This window comes from Alphaproteobacteria bacterium (assembly GCA_019635875.1).
Lineage (GTDB): Bacteria > Pseudomonadota > Alphaproteobacteria > Reyranellales > Reyranellaceae > JAFAZJ01.
In genome coordinates this window covers 494,000-510,143 of record JAHBYP010000001.1, presented here as the reverse complement: position 1 = coordinate 510,143, position 16,144 = coordinate 494,000, and the positions used below count along the sequence as shown (strand labels likewise).

Annotated in this window: 15 protein-coding genes and 1 tRNA gene; 4 read left to right on the top strand and 12 right to left on the bottom strand. The window is 69.7% G+C overall.

Annotated features, from left to right (window positions below):
- Nucleotides 1-34: 34 nt before the first annotated feature.
- Both KF889_02590 and KF889_02585 read right to left on the bottom strand, forming a co-directional pair.
- Entirely contained in the window at nucleotides 35-463 is a 429-nt protein-coding gene (locus tag KF889_02590; GenBank protein ID MBX3498305.1) for a DUF4864 domain-containing protein, read from the bottom strand.
- Between the two features lie 107 nt (nucleotides 464-570).
- Nucleotides 571-1,266, bottom strand: a complete 696-nt coding sequence (locus KF889_02585) for a hypothetical protein (GenBank protein MBX3498304.1) — start codon at nucleotides 1,264-1,266, stop codon at nucleotides 571-573.
- A 341-nt stretch (nucleotides 1,267-1,607) separates the two neighbouring features.
- Here KF889_02585 and KF889_02580 point away from each other — a divergent pair.
- A tRNA-Arg gene (locus KF889_02580) sits at nucleotides 1,608-1,684 on the top strand.
- A gap of 47 nt (nucleotides 1,685-1,731) precedes the next feature.
- Here KF889_02580 and KF889_02575 read toward each other — a convergent pair.
- From KF889_02575 to KF889_02555, 5 genes are all read right to left on the bottom strand, one after another.
- Nucleotides 1,732-2,520, bottom strand: a complete 789-nt coding sequence (locus tag KF889_02575) for an enoyl-CoA hydratase/isomerase family protein (GenBank protein ID MBX3498303.1) — start codon at nucleotides 2,518-2,520, stop codon at nucleotides 1,732-1,734.
- Nucleotides 2,521-2,626: 106 nt separating this feature from the next.
- On the bottom strand, nucleotides 2,627-3,262 hold the full coding sequence (locus KF889_02570) for an NIPSNAP family protein (GenBank protein MBX3498302.1): 636 nt from the start codon (nucleotides 3,260-3,262) through the stop codon (nucleotides 2,627-2,629).
- 29 nt (nucleotides 3,263-3,291) lie between these two features.
- Nucleotides 3,292-4,065, bottom strand: coding sequence for an SDR family oxidoreductase (locus KF889_02565; GenBank protein ID MBX3498301.1), 774 nt, complete (start codon nucleotides 4,063-4,065; stop codon nucleotides 3,292-3,294).
- 127 nt (nucleotides 4,066-4,192) lie between these two features.
- A complete protein-coding gene (locus tag KF889_02560) occupies nucleotides 4,193-4,903 on the bottom strand; it encodes a pirin family protein (protein MBX3498300.1) in 711 nt (236 codons plus the stop codon).
- Between the two features lie 93 nt (nucleotides 4,904-4,996).
- Nucleotides 4,997-5,560: a carboxymuconolactone decarboxylase family protein gene (locus tag KF889_02555; protein MBX3498299.1), complete on the bottom strand. Its 564-nt coding sequence runs from the start codon at nucleotides 5,558-5,560 to the stop codon at nucleotides 4,997-4,999.
- Nucleotides 5,561-5,633: 73 nt separating this feature from the next.
- On the opposite strand from KF889_02555, the gene KF889_02550 reads away from it, so the two are divergent.
- Nucleotides 5,634-5,993 (top strand): helix-turn-helix transcriptional regulator, encoded by a 360-nt coding sequence (locus tag KF889_02550; GenBank protein ID MBX3498298.1) that lies wholly within the window; start codon nucleotides 5,634-5,636, stop codon nucleotides 5,991-5,993.
- A gap of 6 nt (nucleotides 5,994-5,999) precedes the next feature.
- On the opposite strand, the gene KF889_02545 is transcribed toward KF889_02550, so the two are convergent.
- Complete coding sequence (locus KF889_02545; protein MBX3498297.1) at nucleotides 6,000-7,460, bottom strand: DegQ family serine endoprotease; 1,461 nt, start codon at nucleotides 7,458-7,460, stop codon at nucleotides 6,000-6,002.
- A gap of 129 nt (nucleotides 7,461-7,589) precedes the next feature.
- Between KF889_02545 and KF889_02540 the strand changes: the two genes are divergently transcribed.
- Together KF889_02540 and KF889_02535 are read left to right on the top strand one after the other, a co-directional pair.
- Nucleotides 7,590-8,264, top strand: a complete 675-nt coding sequence (locus KF889_02540) for a response regulator transcription factor (GenBank protein MBX3498296.1) — start codon at nucleotides 7,590-7,592, stop codon at nucleotides 8,262-8,264.
- Complete coding sequence (locus KF889_02535; GenBank protein MBX3498295.1) at nucleotides 8,242-9,639, top strand: HAMP domain-containing protein; 1,398 nt, start codon at nucleotides 8,242-8,244, stop codon at nucleotides 9,637-9,639. Before KF889_02540 ends, KF889_02535 begins: the two co-directional genes overlap by 23 nt.
- On the opposite strand, the gene KF889_02530 is transcribed toward KF889_02535, so the two are convergent.
- The 4 genes from KF889_02530 to KF889_02515 form a co-directional block, all read right to left on the bottom strand.
- On the bottom strand, nucleotides 9,556-10,161 hold the full coding sequence (locus KF889_02530; protein MBX3498294.1) for a cob(I)yrinic acid a,c-diamide adenosyltransferase: 606 nt from the start codon (nucleotides 10,159-10,161) through the stop codon (nucleotides 9,556-9,558). The two genes, KF889_02535 and KF889_02530, sit on opposite strands and share 84 nt — an antisense overlap.
- Nucleotides 10,162-10,276: 115 nt before the next feature.
- Complete coding sequence (locus tag KF889_02525) at nucleotides 10,277-12,394, bottom strand: hypothetical protein (GenBank protein ID MBX3498293.1); 2,118 nt, start codon at nucleotides 12,392-12,394, stop codon at nucleotides 10,277-10,279.
- Complete coding sequence (locus tag KF889_02520; protein ID MBX3498292.1) at nucleotides 12,391-15,225, bottom strand: DUF4159 domain-containing protein; 2,835 nt, start codon at nucleotides 15,223-15,225, stop codon at nucleotides 12,391-12,393. Before KF889_02520 ends, KF889_02525 begins: the two co-directional genes overlap by 4 nt.
- Nucleotides 15,225-16,130 carry a DUF58 domain-containing protein gene (locus tag KF889_02515; GenBank protein MBX3498291.1) on the bottom strand — a complete coding sequence of 302 codons (906 nt, stop codon included), beginning with the start codon at nucleotides 16,128-16,130 and terminating at the stop codon, nucleotides 15,225-15,227. The genes KF889_02520 and KF889_02515 overlap by 1 nt, the downstream gene beginning before the upstream one ends.
- Nucleotides 16,131-16,144: the final 14 nt, after the last annotated feature.

The window sequence follows — 16,144 nt, the reverse complement described above, 5'->3', positions numbered from 1 at the left end:
CGGCGCCTATGCGGCGACGCTCAGATGAGTGGGCTCAGGTCGAGTGCTCTTCCGGCGCGCCGAGCGAGCAGCCGGCGATGCGCCACGTGCCGTCAGGCTGCTTTTCCATGACATAGAAGGCGGTCACCGACGATCCGTCCTGGGCATCGATATGGACCTTCTGGATCACCCAGTCCTCGACCAGGCGGATGTCGCGGAAGGCGAAGCGCTGCCAGCGATGCACCGGCTGGTAACCGTTGCTCACCATTGACATGAAATTGTCGACCGTGCCGAAGATGCTCCGGATGCCCGGGGCGGCGAAGGAAAACGCCGTCTCGCCGTCGTCGCGCCTGAAGGCCTCGAGCTGGCGGCCGATGACATCGCGGATCTGTGCGCGGTCGGATTCGTCCGGTGGATCGGCGGCGAGCGCCGGCGCAGCGAGCAGCAGCCAAGCGCCGATCAGAAGCCCCAAAGCGCTGCGCATGGTCGCCTCCTGCACCAACGTGTCCGGAGTCTATGCGTTCGCGGCGTCCATGGATGCGCGCCGCGCTCACGATCCCGCGAGCGCGAGGACCACCGATCCAGGGATGCTCAGTTGCGACGACCCGGATAGGGGCGCGGACCGCCGGTCGCGACAGGGGCGCCGCGCAGGCGTCCGGCGCTCACGCCGTAGCTCAGGCCGGCAAGGTTGGCGCGTTCTGCGGCGAGGAAGGCATTCTGCCGCGAAATCTCACCGTTGAGGTCGCCAATCAGGCGGTCGATTGCCTGCATGGTTTGGTTGGCTTCGGCCTCGATCTGGCGCAACTGCCGGTGGTCCTCGTCGACCGCACCTCCGACATTGTAGGTCGAGCGAATGGTGTCGAGCAGATGACCGGCTACCGACGCCTGGGTCGTGACCTGAGAGGCGAGCGAGTTCAGGCCACCGATATCGCCTGTGATCCTGTCCAGATGCGACTGGGCCTGATTCCAGCGGCTGACCAGCTCGGGATTGCCCGGCGTCGTCCCCGTCGACAGACGCGACGAAATCTCGGTGACGGCGCTATCGTAGCCGCGCGCCTCGCCACCGATGGACCCACGCAGGGCCTGAAGCTGATTGGCCTGGGCCTGAACACCCGATGCGACAGCATTCTGGTCGGCTCGCAGCTGCTGGACCCGCGCATTGACGGTCGCACCTCCGGTTGCCGTCCCGGAAGACGCAGGTGCTCCAGGCCCCCCGAACAGATCGCTGCATGCCCCGAGGGCCAGCGCCGCGAAGAGACAAACGGCGCACGTGGTCCATTTCGCCATCGGTGTCACGTACCCTGGTCCGAACCGTTATCATTGGGCACCCGACGGCCAGTCCGCAGCCAAGCGAACGACGCGCCACCAAGGCACCAGCCCCAATAGCAGTACGCGGATGCTACTGAAACCCCCACCTTTCGACAAGCATGGAGTGCCCTTACAAAAGCCCGAGTTTTCAATGTGTTGCCGTAATGCAATATGGGGTTCTTCGAGTGATCCACATGGCCGGGATCAGACGCCATCGCGACATGGATCGCGGCATGGGCGGATTCGCTTGCGCCGGCTCGATGATTTGGCTACCTACCGCGCCTCGACCCGCTGACGCGGGCCGTACGGCTTGGCCGCAGGCGCCCATAGCTCAACTGGATAGAGCATCTGACTACGGATCAGAAGGTTGGGAGTTCGAATCTTCCTGGGCGCGCCAAGCCAGATTTCAGCCTGATCCGAACATAGCTGGAACGACACCCCGCCCTACGCGGCGAGCAGCTCCGAGGCTGGCCGCGCGACGCCCACCAGCTCGGTCACGCCGGGCCGGCCCTCTTCATGGAAGACGACCTGCGAGGTCTCGACCTCGAGCCTGAGCGCGCCGGCGACGTCGCCATCCTCGGCGGCATAGGCGGTCTGCCGGTCGGCGGCGATCGACATCGGTGCAAAGGACGCGATGTCCTGCGCGATCTTCTCGGCCGCGGCGCGCGTCATGCCGTTGGCGACCTTGCGGGTCGCGAGACCGATCGCCATGGCCCGGTCGCAGCCGATCGCACGGCCGGTAAGCAGGATATCCATCGCCTGGCTGATGCCGACGACACCCGGCAGGCGTGCTGCCGTGCCATCGCCCGTCACGCCCAAGCGGCGGGCAAAGACGCCGAAGGTCGCGGTTTCGTCGACGACCCGGACATCGCACAGCAGGGCCAAGCCCAGGCCTTCGGCGCTGGCATAGCCCTCGATGGCGGCGATGGTCGGCTTGGACGGCCGCCTGTGCAGCGGCCCGCCTTCGCCGGCCCAGGGATAGTAGTCGGTGGCGGCCGCCAGATCGGAGAGATCGGCGCCGGAGCAGAAATTGCCGCCGCTGCCGGTGATCACCACGGCGCGGATCTCGGGGTCGGCCTCGGCCGCACGCAGCGCGGCGGTGAGACCCTGGGCGCCTTCGCGGCTGAAGGCATTGCGGGTCTCGGCCGAGTTCAGGACGATGGTCAGCACCGGCGGCCGCCTCGTGGCGAGGATCAAGCCGCCTGCGTAGGTGGACGGGGCGAAGGCAGACATCGGTGCTCGGGCCCTCCGTCGGTCGATTCCGACCGATCACGACCCTTCCCCTGTAGGCCCGATCGGCGCTCCCGTCAGCGCCGATCCGATCCACATTGGAGATACTTCACTTCGACTTAGAATAGTTGGTCGGCAGCAGCAGCACCGACTGCATCTCCGCCAGCATCGGCGCGCCCTTGCCGAGGAACTCCTGCCATTTCGGATCCTTCGTTGCACCGGCGCGCGCGGCGGTGCGGGCCGCGAGGTCCTTGTAGACCCACATGTGGGACACCGCGTTGGGCTGCGGGAACTCGCCGACCCACAGCCCGTGGATCGGCGAATACTTCTCGCGCGTCGGGAGATACTCCTTCATCAGGTTGGCCCAGGGCCGCGCCTGGCCGAGATGCGTGCGATAGGTGCGCAGCTCGTAGACGTTGCCCTCGCCGGCGGGCTGCTTGTAGTCGACCACCGCGTTCCAGATCTGCAGGTCCTGACGGATGATCAGCTCGCGGATCGCCGGCACGTACTCGCCGGTCCACTTCGGATTCTTCTGCAGCTCCGCCCGCAGACGATCGCGCTCGTCGAGGCTGGGATAGGACCACAGGTGCCAGATCTGATTCACCTGACCGAACTCGCTGGTCCAGTAGCCGTGGTTCATGCCGTAATTGTCGCCGCGCGCCGGCCGGCCGATGGTTTCGGCCGCCTTCAGGTAGGCCGGCATCTGGCCGGCATGCATCGTGTAGGTGCGCATCTCGTAGATCATGGGGCCCTCCCTCCCATTGCCTTCGTGACTCAGAACAGCGTGTAGCCACCGTCGATGACGAAGTCGCGACCGGTGGTGTAGCGCGCGGCGTCGGAGGCGAGATAGACGGCGATCGGTCCGAAGTCCTGTTCCACGCCCCAGCGACGCTGCGGGATGCGCGGCTTGACGTTGCCGGCGAACTTCTCGTTGCTGAACGCGTTGGCGGTCATCGCCGTCTCGATCCAGCCCGGCAGGACCGAGTTGACGCTGATATTGTAGCGCGCCAGCTCGACCGCCAGCGCGCGCACGAAGGCGCAGACGCCGCCCTTGCTGGCGCCGTAGTGGCTGCTGCGCGCCGCGCCCTCGATCGCCGCGGTGCTCGACATCGCCACCAGCGAGCCGCCCTTGCCGCGCTCGGCCATGTGCTTCGCCGCCGTGCGGAAGGTGAAGAACACGCCGTCGAGGTTGACGCGCATCACGCGGCGCCATTCGTCGGTCGTCATCTGCAGGATCGCGCCCTGCCCGCGGCCCGAGACACCGGCATTGGCGACGCAATTGTCGACGTGGCCCAGCGTCTCGATGGTCTCGGCGAAGCCCGCCTCGACCGCCTTCTCGTCGCCGACATCGACCAGCTGCGCGTGCACGCGCTTGCCATGGCGCTTGAGCTTCTCGAGGGCAGCGTCGTTCTTGGCCTTGTTGGTGCCCCAGATGCAGATGTCGGCGCCGGCCTCGGCCATCGCGTCGGCCATGCCGAAGCCGATGCCGCCGTTGCCGCCGGTGACCAGCGCCACCTTCCCCGTCAGGTCGAATCCCTTGTAGGCCATCGCGCCCCTCCATTGAGTCGGGCGCATCCTACGGCCTCGCGCCCGAGGCGCCAGCCCAGCGTTCCGCGCGCCGGAAACACAACGGGCCGCCCTGGGGCGGCCCGTCGCTTCGGCCCTGCGACTGCGATCAGTGCAGCGGCGCGGTCTCGACCAGGACGATCTCGGCGTCGTCCGTCGCCTCGATCGTGATCGCCTCGACGTCCTCGATCGCCAAGCCGTCGCGCGCGTTGACCGCGACGCCGTTGACCTTCACCGCGCCCTTCGCCGGCACGAGATAGGCCGGCCTTCCGTCGAGCGTGTGGCTGACCTTGTCGCCGCTCTTGATCGTCGCGGCGTAGAGCGCGCCGTCGGCGTAGAGCGGGATCGCGCCCTGGCCCTCGTGGCTGACGAAGCCCGAGGCCAGCGGCACCAGCTTGCCATCACGCGCGCCGGCGGGGAAATCGCGCGTCTCCCAGCGCGGCTTCACGCCCTGCTTGTTGGGCAGCAGCCAGATCTGGAACAGCTCGGTCTCCTCGGGCTCGCGGTTGTACTCCGCGTGCGTGATGCCGGTGCCGGCGCTCATCACCTGGATCTGGCCGGCCTCGGTGCGACCCTGGTTGCCGACGCTGTCCTGGTGGGTGATCGCGCCCTTCATGACGTAGGTCACGATCTCCATGTCGCGATGCGGATGCGGGTCGAAGCCGGTGCCGGCGGCGATGCGGTCGTTGTTCCACACGCGCAGCGCGCCCCAGTGCATGCGGTTGCGATTCTGGTAGCCGGCGAAGCTGAAGTGAAAATTGGCCTTCAGCCAGCCATGGTCCGATTTGCCGAGGTTCTTGAACGGGCGTAGCTCGATCATCTGTCCCTCCCCTTGTGGGGTTGATGCTCTGTTGGCCCCACAAATGGCCCTGCCACGCCACGCGTCAAGTTTCCAACCCGTAACGCTTGCCCCTCACGCCGCGCGGGGCAGCGCTGCGCCATACGCTTCCGTCGGCAGGCGCAACGCGCGGCAGTAATAGGCGACGGTGCGATAGAAGCCGCAGAGCGCGATCACCTCGAGGATCTGCTCGTGGCTTAACCTGGCCGCCAGCGCGTCCCACAGCGCGTCGGGAAGGTCGATCGTGTCGTGCAGCGCGTCGACGGCGCGAATCAGCAGCCGCTCTTCCTCGCTCCATATCGGGGCATCGGCGCTGTCGGTGGCGAGCGCCTCGATCTGCGCCTCGCCGAGCTCGACGCGCTGGGCGAAGAAGCTGACGTGCACACCCCATTCGTAGGCGCAGCCGCAGCGCGCGCAGACGCGATCAATGACGATCTCGCGCTGGCGCAGGTCGAGCGGCCCCTTGTCGAGCAGCGAACCGGCACGGAACTTCTCCCAGATGCGCGGCACCGAGGCGAGCGTGCGGAACAGCACCAGCGGATCGATCCTGGGCGGCATGATGCGGTCGAACGCAGCCTGGATTTCTGCCGGGTATGGCGCGCTGAGCGGCGGGATACGCGGGGTCACGGTGGCCTCCATCCACTTGCTACTGAAATCGTAGCAAGTGGATGGTATAGCCTGTTCGGCACGGCTATGCTACCGATTTCGTAGCATGGCGAAGACACCCAGACCCGGCCAACCCGTCCGCGGCTCGACCACCGGCCGGCCGATCATGGCGCTGTTCGACCTGCTGGGTCGCCGCTGGGCGCAGCGGGTGATCTGGGAGTTGCGCGAGAGCCGTCAGCCCACCTTCCGTGCCCTGCGCGAGCTGTGCGGCAATCCCAGCCCGTCGGTGCTGAACACGCGCCTGGCCGAATTGCGCGAGGCCGGCGTCGTCGAGACGGTCGAGGGCGGCGGCTATCGCCTGACGGAGGCCGGTCGCGGCCTGTTGAAGGCGCTGCTGCCGCTGCACGCCTGGGCCGAAGACTGGGCCGCCCGGCTGAGCCGCGGCGGCCCGTCGACACGAGGCTGAGACGCCTCAGGCGGCGCGCACGGCGACGTAGCGCGCCGCGCCGTCACGCCAGATCTTCAGCAGCGCGGGCTTCTTGCTGTCCTTCGCCGCGCGCAGCTTGGCGATGGCGTCGTCCGTGCCGTCGATCGCGTCGCGGCCGATCTGCACGATGACGTCGCCTGGCTGCAATCCGCGCTCCTCGGCCGGGCTGCCGGGCTGCACCTCGAGGATCAGCGCGCCCTTGATCGAGGACGCGAGATCGAGCTGCTGGCGCGCCTGGGGCGACAGCTCGCCCAGCGACACGCCGTAGGCGGCAGGGTCGGCCTTGTCGGCCGATCCCGATCGGTCGGCCTTCACCGTGGCCGGTGCCTGGCCGTCGAGCCTGGCCTTGACGGTGATGTCCTTGCCGTCGCGCCACACGCCCAGGCTGACCGAGGAGCCCGGTGCGACCGCCGCGATCATGCGCGTCAGATCCCGCAGGGTCTTCACGTCCTTGCCGTCGACGCTGCGAATGATGTCGCCGTCCTTCAGGCCGGCCTTCAGCGCCGCCGAGTCGGGCATCACGCCGGCGACCAGTGCGCCGTCAGTGGATTTCAAGGACAGGCTGTCGGCGATGTCCTGGGTCACCGGCTGGATCTGCACGCCGAGCTGGCCGCGCGCGACCTTGCCGTGCTCCTTGAGCTGGGCGATCACCGGCTCGGCTAGGCTCGAGGGAATGGCGAAGCCCAGGCCGATACTGCCGCCCGTCGGCGAGAAGATCGCGGTGTTGATGCCGATCACCTTGCCGTCCATGTCGAACAGCGGGCCACCGGAGTTGCCCTTGTTGATCGCCGCGTCGGTCTGGATGTAGTCGTCGAACGGACCCGACCGGATGTCGCGGCCGCGCGCCGAGACGATGCCGGTGGTCACGGTGCCGCCGAGACCGAACGGGTTGCCGACCGCCATGACCGGCTGGCCGACGCGGATCTTGCCGGCGTCGCCGAAGCTGACGAAGGGCAGCGGTTCCTTGCTCTCGATCTTCAAGAGCGCCAGGTCGGTCTTGTCGTCGGCGCCCAGCAGCTTGGCCGGAAACTTCCGCCCGTCCGCCAGGGTGACGACGATCGAGGAAGCGCGGCCGGCGACGTGGTTGTTGGTCACGATCAGGCCGGAAGCGTCGATGATGAAACCCGTGCCGACACCCTGCCTGCGCTGCATCGGCGGCGCCTGCGGACGGCCCGGACGCTGCTGCTCCTGGAAGCGGCGGCGGAACTGCTCCATCGGCGAGGACGGCACGCGATCGCCGTCGTCGACCGCCTGGTTGGTCCCGGTCACGGCGACATTGACCACCGCCGGCGTCACCTTCTCGGCGAGATCGGAGAAGTCGCGCACGGTGGTTTCGCCGGCGATCGCCGGGGCGGCATTGAAGAGATGCGGGGCAACGAGAGCCGGCGCGGTGAGCGCGGTCGACAGCGCCAGCACGGCGGCGAGGCGGGATTTGAAGAGGGACAAGGGGCCATCCTCCTGAATGGGAACGGCGCCGATATGGCCCGGCCCCAAGGCGATAGCGCGGCCGCCAGATTGAAACTTTGTATAGTTGGCAGGCTTGGCAACGGCGCCCCGCCGGGTCATGTGCTAGGCATGAGGATCCTGCTGGTGGAGGACGATTCCGAGACCGCGGCGTTCATCGCCCGTGGCCTGCGCGAGCGCGGCCACGCGGTCGACCACGCCGGGACCGGCAAGGACGGGCTGCGCTTCGCAACCCACGAGCCCTACGACGTCATGGTCGTCGACCGCATGCTGCCCGAGCTCGACGGGCTGTCGATGATCAAGGCCGCGCGCGACGCGGGGGTGCGTACCCCGGCCCTGTTCCTCACCACACTGGGCGGCGTCGACGATCGCGTCGAGGGACTGGAGGCCGGGGCCGACGACTATCTGGTGAAGCCCTTCGCCCTGGCCGAGCTGGCGGCACGCGTCGCTGCGCTCGGCCGCCGGCCGCCGATCGCGCAGGCGACGTCGCTGCGTGTCGGCGACCTCGAGATGGACCTGCTGGCGCGGCTCGTCACGCGCGCCGGGCAGCGCATCGAACTGCAGGCGCAGGAGTTCAAGCTGCTCGAGTACCTGATGCGGCATGCGGAGCAGGTGGTGACGCGCACCATGCTCCTGGAGAAAGTCTGGGACTTCCACTTCGACCCGCGCACCAACATCGTCGAGACCCATATCAGCCGGCTGCGCTCGAAGATCGACAGGGGCTTCGAAGCGCCGCTGCTGCACACCATCCGCGGCGCGGGCTATGTCATTCGGCCGCCTCATTAGGATCGCGCGCACCGCCGCCTTCCGGCTCACGCTCGCCTATGCCGGCCTGTTCATGGTCTCGGCCGGCGTACTGTTCGGCGCCGTGTACTGGATTGCCACCGCCGCGCTGCAGGCCGACATGACGGCCGTGCTGCGCACCGAGGCGCTGCAGCTGTCCGGGATCCACACGCGCGCCGGGCTGCGCGGCCTGGCTCCGGAGATCCTGAGGCGCATGAGCTTTCGCAGCCGTGGGCCGATCTACTATCTGCTGCAGGCGCCCAACCGGGAGGTCATCGTCGGCAACCTGCCGGGCATGGTGCCGCGCGAGGGCGTGATCGACCTGCGCCGCGATGCCGACGAGCCCGACCGGGAGACCGCCAATCGCCAGATCAAGGACATCGAGCTCACCGGCTTCGGCCTGCGCCTGCGCGACGGCGCCTTCCTCGTCGTGGCGCAGGACACGGCCCGCGTGCGTGACATGCAGCGCGCCATCATCCGCGCCTTCGCCTGGGCCGGCGGGCTGACCCTGCTGCTGGCGATCGCCGGCGGCGCCGCGCTGGCGGTGAACTTCCTGCGCCGCATCGACCAGATCAGCCGCACCAGCCGCGCCATCATGGAGGGCGACCTCGCCGCGCGCATACCCGCGCGCGGCACCAACGACGAGATCGACCAGCTCGTCGTCAACCTCAACGCCATGCTCGACCGCGTGCAGGGCCTGATGATCGGCCTGCGCCAGGTCTCAAGCGACATCGCCCACGATCTGCGCACGCCGCTGGGCCGCCTGCGCCAGCATCTCGAGGAAGCCCGCGACCGCGCCACCACGACCGAGGCCTATGCCGCCGCGACCGACGCGGCGATCGCCGAGGCCGACACGCTGCTCGAAACCTTCTCCGCCCTTCTGCGCATCGCGCAGATCGAGGCCGGCGTGCGCCGCGGCGCCTTCGCGCCGGTCGACCTGTCGGCGGTGCTGCGCGGCGTCGGCGAGGCCTATGTCGCCTCTGCCGAGGAGACCGGCCACAAGCTGCGGCTCGAGATCGAGGATGGCGTCAGCGTCACCGGCGACCAGCAGATGCTGAGCCTGATGGCCTCGAACCTGATCGAGAACGCCCTGCATCACACGCCCGAGGGCACCACGATCCGCCTCGTCCTGCACCATACCGCGATGCACGTCATCGATGACGGCCCGGGCATCCCGGCCGACGAGCACGACAAGGTGCTGGACCGCTTCTATCGTCTCGACCGCAGCCGCTCGACGCCAGGCAGCGGGCTGGGGCTGGCGATGGTCAAGGCCATCGCCAACCTGCACGGCTTCTCACTCACGCTGCGCGATGCCGGGCCCGGTCTCGACGTCGCGCTCACCATGCAGTCCGGGCCGCCACGGCGTCTCGACGCCTGATGCGCGCGCCCGGTCGCGGGCCAGTACGAACAGCAGATCCGACAGTCGGTTCAGGTAGCGCAGCGCCACGGGATTCACCGGTGCGCCAAAGGCCACCGCGTTCAACGAGCGCTCGGCCCTCCGCACCACCGTGCGCGCCAGATGCAGGTGCGCGCTGACGGGATCGCCGCCGGGCAGCACGAAGCTGTCGAGCGGCGGCAGGTCGGCGTTCACCGCCTCGATGCGCGCCTCCAACCATTCCACCTGCGCCTCGGCGACGCGCAGGCGCTCGACCTTCAGCCCGTCGCGCTCGATCGCGGCGATGTCGGCGCCGAGATCGAACAGGTCGTTCTGGATGTGCAGCAGGTCGGCGGACAGGCCGGCCGGCGCGTCGATCCGCGCGACGCCGAGGCAGGCATTGGCCTCGTCGACATCGCCGATCGCCTGGACGCGCGCATCGGCCTTGTGCGCGATCGCACCGTCGCCCAGCGACGTGCGACCGTCGTCACCGGTGCGGGTGACGATCCGATTGAGCTTGACCATGGTGTGAGACTTCGAACGCCGGCGCCGGGTGGATTGCCCGATCGCCGGACGTGCGCCGACTATGACGCCTTCGCCGGCCGCGACGCAAGGTGCGAAGGAGCGGCGGAGGCGGGCGCTACTTGCCCTCGCGCCACCAGGCGAAGCCGATCGCGAACAGGAACAGCAGCGCGATGGCGATGCCCGGCAGCAGCGGGTAGCGGTCGACGCCGGTGACGGTGTAGCCGCCGCTGCGGCGGATGCCGATCCAGTCCGAGCCGCCCATCGAACGGCCGGGCGACACGGCGCGCACGTCGGGATTGGCGGTCTCGCTGAGCCAGATCATCGCGCCGCCCGATGCCTCGACCAGCGGCTTGAGCTTCTCGGTCGTGGCGCGCACGTCGGCGAATTCCAGTGGATCGGGGTTGCCGACCGCGGCCACGGCGCTCTTCTCGCCGTCGTCGAAGCGGTAGACGCCGGGCTTGTCGACGCCGATGCCGGCGATGGCGCGGCCCGGCGCCACAGGATTGAGGGTGAAGGTCTGTGTCCGGCCGTCGGGACCGGTCATGGTCACCGGGCGGAAGGTCTCGGCCATGGTCTGGCGGCGCAGCTCGATGCGCGCGCCCTGCACGGTGGCGCGCAGCGCCTCCTCCTCGAGGTCGGGCTCCTTCATCAGCCAGTGCGCGATGCGGCGCACCAGCTCGGCCTGCGGGCCGCCGCCGTCGACGCCGCGGTTCCACAGCCAAAGGTGATCCGACAGGATCTGCGCCACGCGGCCCTCGCCGGCGCGGTCGAGCACGATCAGCGGCCGGTTGTCGGCGCCGGCCATCAGGGTATGGCCGCGCTCGGCGCGGGTGGCGATGTGGCGGAACCAGCGGCCCCAGCTCGGATCCTCGCGCTGCGCGTTGGCCACGCCCATCGGCGCCGGCTTGCCCGCGCCGCTGAGATCGGCGGTCACCGGATGACGGTCGCCCAGCGTGGTCATGGTCGGCTTGAAGCCGCGCTCGATGACCTCGCCCAGCGGCGCCGCCGGCAGCACGGCGCCCAGCGGCGTGCGATGCAGCGTGCGCGGCGTGGCGTAGACCGGCCCGACCGAGACCAGCAGCGCGCCGCCGTTCTGCACGTACTGCGCGATGTTGCGGAAGTACTCGCGGGTGATCAGGTTGCCGGTCTCGTAGCGATCGAAGATGATCAGGTCGAACTCGCGCAGCTTCAGGTCGAACAGCTCCTTCATCGGGAACTGGATCAGCGAGAGCTCGCGGGTCGGCGTGAAGTCGTCCTTGGACGGCGTGCGCAGGATGGTGAAGTGGATGACGTCGACGGCGGGATCGCCCTTCAGCAGGTTGCGCCAGGCCCGCTCGCCGGGATAGGGCTCGCCCGAGACCAGCAGCACGCGCAGGCGATCGCGCACGCCGTTGACCACGAACAGCGCCCGGTTGTTGTCCAGCGTCAGCTCGCGCGTACCCGGCGGCACCTCGACCTGGATGACGTTGGGGCCCGGATTGCCGACCGGGATCTCGACCTCGAAGGCACGGCCCAGGGGCGCGTTGAGCCGCATCGGCGCGTCGTCGCCGATCTTCACCGTGAGCGGGATCGGCCCGCGCGCGTCGGGCGCGGTGTCGACCACGCGCAGCTTCATGGTGACGTTGCGGCCGACCACGCCGAAGCGCGGCGCCTGCTCGACCACCAGCAGCCGGTCGGCCTCGTCCTTCTTGCCGGTCAGCAGCACGTGCACCGGCGCGCCGGTGAGATCGGCGGCGAGCTGCTGCGGCACGTCGTGCACCTGGCCGTCGGTCACCAGCACCACCGCCGAGAGCCGCTCGCGCGGGATATCGGCCAGCGCGTTGCGCAGCGCGCCGATCAGCCGCGTGCCGCCCAGTCCCTGGCTGCCCAGCTGCAGGCTGGATGGCGGCAGCACCGCCTCGCGCACCTCGACGCCGCCCAGGCCGGCGATCTTGCGCACCATGGCCGCGCGCGCGAGCGCCGCCTGCTGGCGTCGCTCGCCGATGCCCTGGCTGTCGCTGTCGTCGGTCAACACCAACGCGATGTCGTCGACCGGCTTGCGCTCCTCCTCGACCAGCGAGGGATTGGCGAGCGCGCCGAGGATGGTGAAGATCGCTGCCAGGCGCAGGATCAGGCCACGCGCGCGCTTGAATCCGCCGAGCAACGCCATGCCGACCGCCACGGCGGCGAAGGCGAACAGCACGCCCCACGGCAGCAGGGGATCGAGGGCGATGGCCGAGATCGTCGTGTTCATCGGCGCAACCGCTGCATGATGTCATTCATGTGGACGCTGTCGTCCTTGTAGTTGCCGGTCAGCGCGTACATCACCAGGTTGACGCCGAAGCGGAAGGCCAGCTCGCGCTGCGCCTCGCCGCCGGGCGCCACCGGCAGGGTGCCGCGGCCGGCGCGGTCGACCGCCCAGGCGCCGGCGAAGTCGTTGGCGCCGATGATGATCGTCGCCACGCCGTCGTTGATGCGCCCGCCGCCGGCCTCGATCCACAGCCGCCCACCCGACCAGCGGCCCGGCGTGTCGGACAGCAGGTAAAACGCCTTGGTCAGCACATGCTCGTGAGGCATCGCCACCAGCGGCGGCACGTCGATGCCGCGCAGCAGGCGCTTCAGGTCGTTGTTGAGGCCGCCGCGACCCAGGGTGATGTGCTGGTCGCGGGTGTCGAAGAAGATGATGCCGCCGGTCTTCAGGTGGCGGTCGATCGCCGCCATGGCTTTCGGCGACGGCGTGGCCTGTTCCTGGGTCACCGGCCAGTAGAGCAGCGGGAAGAGGCGCAACTCGTCCTTCTCGACGTCGACGGCGATCGGCTCGCCCGGCTCGACCGAGGTGCGCGCCCGCAGGATCTCGCCGAGCCCCTCGAGGCCGGCGCGCGAAATGTTGTCGACCTCCGCATTGCCTGTGACGATGTAGGCGAGGCGCGTTTCCAGGGTCGCGCGCAGCACCATCTCGTCGGCGGGATCGGCAGCCGCGTCGCGCGTCGAGCGCGGCGGCGGCTGGCGTCCCGGCCCGGGCATCGATTGCACCAGCAGCAACTCATCGAGCTCCGAGGCGGCCTGCGCGGTGCGGTCGGGCACCGCCGCAAGGCCGATCGCAAGCGCGGCGGGCAGCAGCACCGCGGGCGTCGCGCGTCGCCGCAGGCCGCGGGCGCTGGGCAGCATGCCGCGCAGCCACAGCGAGATCAGCAGGTCGAGAAGCAGCAGGCAAAGCGCCACGGTCAGGAACCACCTGGTGAGATCGGTCTCGCCGGCTTCAGTCAGCGTGTCGGTCGTCGCCCCCGACGGCAGGCTGGCGATCGGCGCCGGCGCCGGCACGCGGTTGCCGAGGTTGAAGGCGACCTGGGAAGACTCGTCGCCGTACAGACCCGGCGGCGTCTGCGGGCGCGGCACCATCGTGCTGGCCGCGTCGAGCGGCAGTGGCAGCGTGCCCAGCGGCGGCTGCACCAGGCGCGCGAAGCCGTCCAGCGTCTTCCAGGGCTTGAGTGCCGTCTGCCCGCCGGCGTCGCCGGCGACGCCGCGGCTCAGCGCGACGAGACGCTGCAGCATGTCGACGAACAGGCCGGAGATCGCGATGTTGCTCCAGCTGGTGTTGGCGGTCGTGTGGATCAGCACCAGCCAGCCCTCGCCGCGCTTCTCGGCGGTGACCAGCGGTGTGCCGTCGGCCAGCCGCGCCCAGGTCTTGTCCGATACGTCGGGACCAGGCTCGGCCAGAACCTGCTGCGTGATGCGCGCATCCTCGGGCACGCGCAGGCCATAGAACGGGCTGCCCGGCGCGAACTCCGCGATCGAGGCCGGCGAACCCCAGCTCATCACGCCGCCCAGCGCGCGATCGCCCAGCCGCAGCTTCACCGGCACGAGGTCGTCGTCGCTCGCCGACGCCAGGCGCGGGCCGGCGAAACGCACGACCACGCCGCCCTTCATCATCCACTCGACGACATTGTCGCGCTCCGCCGGCCCCGGCGAGGCGCCGTCGGGCACCAGCAGGATCGCGGTCTGGCGGTTGAGGATCGTGGCCGCGTCGCCGATGGTGAGCTGGGCATAGGGCTCCAGCGCGCGCTCGAGGAAGAACACCTCCTGCAGCAGCGGCTGGCCGCTGGCGGTCTGCCTTTCGCCGAGAATGCCCACTGGCCGCCGGCGATAGCGCTCGTCGAGCAGCGCCGTGGCGCCGGCGCTGGTGTTGCCCTCGATGTCGAGGCGGATGATGCGATTGCGGATCTCGGTCGGCACGTTGAGCGTGCCCGTCGCCTCGGTCGCGGTCGGTGCGAAATCGATGAAGCCGCGCGCCAGCAGCGCGCCGCGATCGTCGACACCCTGCACGGCGATGCGCCGGGGGCCATCGCCCGAGGGGCGACGCGCCTCGATTCGCAGCTCGCGGCCGGCCATCGCCGGCGGAACCAGCACCATCGGCGCGCGCGGCCCGGCCGGCATCACGACCTCGAGCGTGCCCAGGGCGGCCAGGCGCTCGCCGTAACGCGCCGTGTCGGGCGCCTCCAGCCCATCGCTCAACCACACGACATGCGCAGGCCGCGGGATGGTGACCCGGCCGATCTCGTTGGCCGCCACGGCGCGATCGACCGGCCACGGCTTGGGCTTGAGCGCGCGCAGCACGGCGCGGGCCTCGTCGGGTCGCAACAGGCCGCGCTGCGGCTGCGCCTCGTCGAGCGCCGCCGGCGCCGTGGTGAGGATCACGACCGGACGCTTGGCGCGCTCGGCGCGTTCGGTCAAGCGCTCGGCGTGGCGCTGCATGATCGACCAGTTGGGCGCGGCGGCCCAGCCATCGTCGATCGCCAGCACCAGCGGACCACTGCCGGGCAGGTCGGATTGCGGATTGAGCAGCGGCCGGGCCAGGGCCAGGATCAGCAGGGTCACCAGCAGCAGGCGCAGCAGCAGCAGCCACCACGGCAGGCGCACCGGGGTCTGCTCCTCCGGCTCAAGGCCGAGCAGCAGGCGGATCGCCGGGAAGCGGATCAGCTTCGGTGCCGGCGGCATCAGGCGCAGCAGGAAGTAGATCACCGGCAGCGACAGCAGCAGCGCCAGCATCCAAGGCGTGGCAAACGCGAGTGTGCCCAGGGCCAGCATCAGGCACCCCACCGTACGGGGCGCACCCCGAGATCTGCCATGGCGATGTAGAGCGACAGCAGCGCCGTCTCCGGCGGCCGGTCGGTGCGATGCGCCCGCCACGTCCAGCCGACCGACGAGGCGATCTGCGCCAGGCCATCCTTCTGCGCGCGCAGGCGGCCGCCATAGGCCTCACGCACCGCCTCGACGCGGCGGATCAGGTGGTCGCCCTCCCGCTCGAGGCCGGAGAAGCGGACATGGCCGTCATAGGGCAGGTCCTCCTCGGCGGGATCGAGCACCTGCAGCAGATGGCCGCGCACACCCTGGCTGGCGTAGCTGCGCACGATCTCCTCGATCTTCGGCAACGGGTCGAGCAGATCGCCTATCATCACGAGATGGCCGTGCGAGGGCAGCGGCAGCAAGGGCGGCAGGCTGTCGTGCGGGCGCACCATGGCGTCGGTGGCAAGTCCCCCGGCCAGGCGGCGCGGGGCGGCATGGCCGGTTATCGGCCGGTCGCCGCCGAGCAGCGCCACGCGCTCGCCCGCATCGACCAGCAGCGTGGCCAGCGCCAGCAGGATGACCTCCGCGCGCTCGCGCTTCATCGGCACGCCATGGCCGGAGGTGAAGGCCATCGACGGCGAGCCGTCGCGCCACAGCCAGACGCTGGCGGCGGCCTCCCATTCGGTCTCGCGGACATAGACGGCGCGGCCCTTGGCGGTCTGGCGCCAGTCGATCCGGTTGATCGAGTCACCAGGGCGATACTGGCGAAACTGCCAGAAGGCGTCGCCCTGCCCGACACGACGGCGGCCGTGCACGCCCTGCAGAACGGTCGAGGCGACGCGCTGCGCCGCCACCAGAAGGGGCGGCAGCGCACCGGCCAGGACGTTCGCCTGGCGCAGCGCGATCGGATCGTCAGGACGGACCATCGGAGGGGAGATGG

Bases quoted from the DNA above. Each gene is read 5' to 3' on its own strand.
- KF889_02590 (MBX3498305.1), bottom strand. From the start codon at position 463: ATGCGCAGCGCTTTGGGGCTTCTGATCGGCGCTTGGCTGCTGCTCGCT.
- KF889_02585 (MBX3498304.1), bottom strand. From the start codon at position 1,266: ATGGCGAAATGGACCACGTGCGCCGTTTGTCTCTTCGCGGCGCTGGCC.
- KF889_02575 (MBX3498303.1), bottom strand. From the start codon at position 2,520: ATGTCTGCCTTCGCCCCGTCCACCTACGCAGGCGGCTTGATCCTCGCC.
- KF889_02570 (MBX3498302.1), bottom strand. From the start codon at position 3,262: ATGATCTACGAGATGCGCACCTACACGATGCATGCCGGCCAGATGCCG.
- KF889_02565 (MBX3498301.1), bottom strand. From the start codon at position 4,065: ATGGCCTACAAGGGATTCGACCTGACGGGGAAGGTGGCGCTGGTCACC.
- KF889_02560 (MBX3498300.1), bottom strand. From the start codon at position 4,903: ATGATCGAGCTACGCCCGTTCAAGAACCTCGGCAAATCGGACCATGGC.
- KF889_02555 (MBX3498299.1), bottom strand. From the start codon at position 5,560: ATGGAGGCCACCGTGACCCCGCGTATCCCGCCGCTCAGCGCGCCATAC.
- KF889_02550 (MBX3498298.1), top strand. From the start codon at position 5,634: ATGGCGAAGACACCCAGACCCGGCCAACCCGTCCGCGGCTCGACCACC.
- KF889_02540 (MBX3498296.1), top strand. From the start codon at position 7,590: ATGAGGATCCTGCTGGTGGAGGACGATTCCGAGACCGCGGCGTTCATC.
- KF889_02535 (MBX3498295.1), top strand. From the start codon at position 8,242: ATGTCATTCGGCCGCCTCATTAGGATCGCGCGCACCGCCGCCTTCCGG.
- KF889_02530 (MBX3498294.1), bottom strand. From the start codon at position 10,161: ATGGTCAAGCTCAATCGGATCGTCACCCGCACCGGTGACGACGGTCGC.
- KF889_02525 (MBX3498293.1), bottom strand. From the start codon at position 12,394: ATGAACACGACGATCTCGGCCATCGCCCTCGATCCCCTGCTGCCGTGG.
- KF889_02520 (MBX3498292.1), bottom strand. From the start codon at position 15,225: ATGCTGGCCCTGGGCACACTCGCGTTTGCCACGCCTTGGATGCTGGCG.
- KF889_02515 (MBX3498291.1), bottom strand. From the start codon at position 16,130: ATGGTCCGTCCTGACGATCCGATCGCGCTGCGCCAGGCGAACGTCCTG.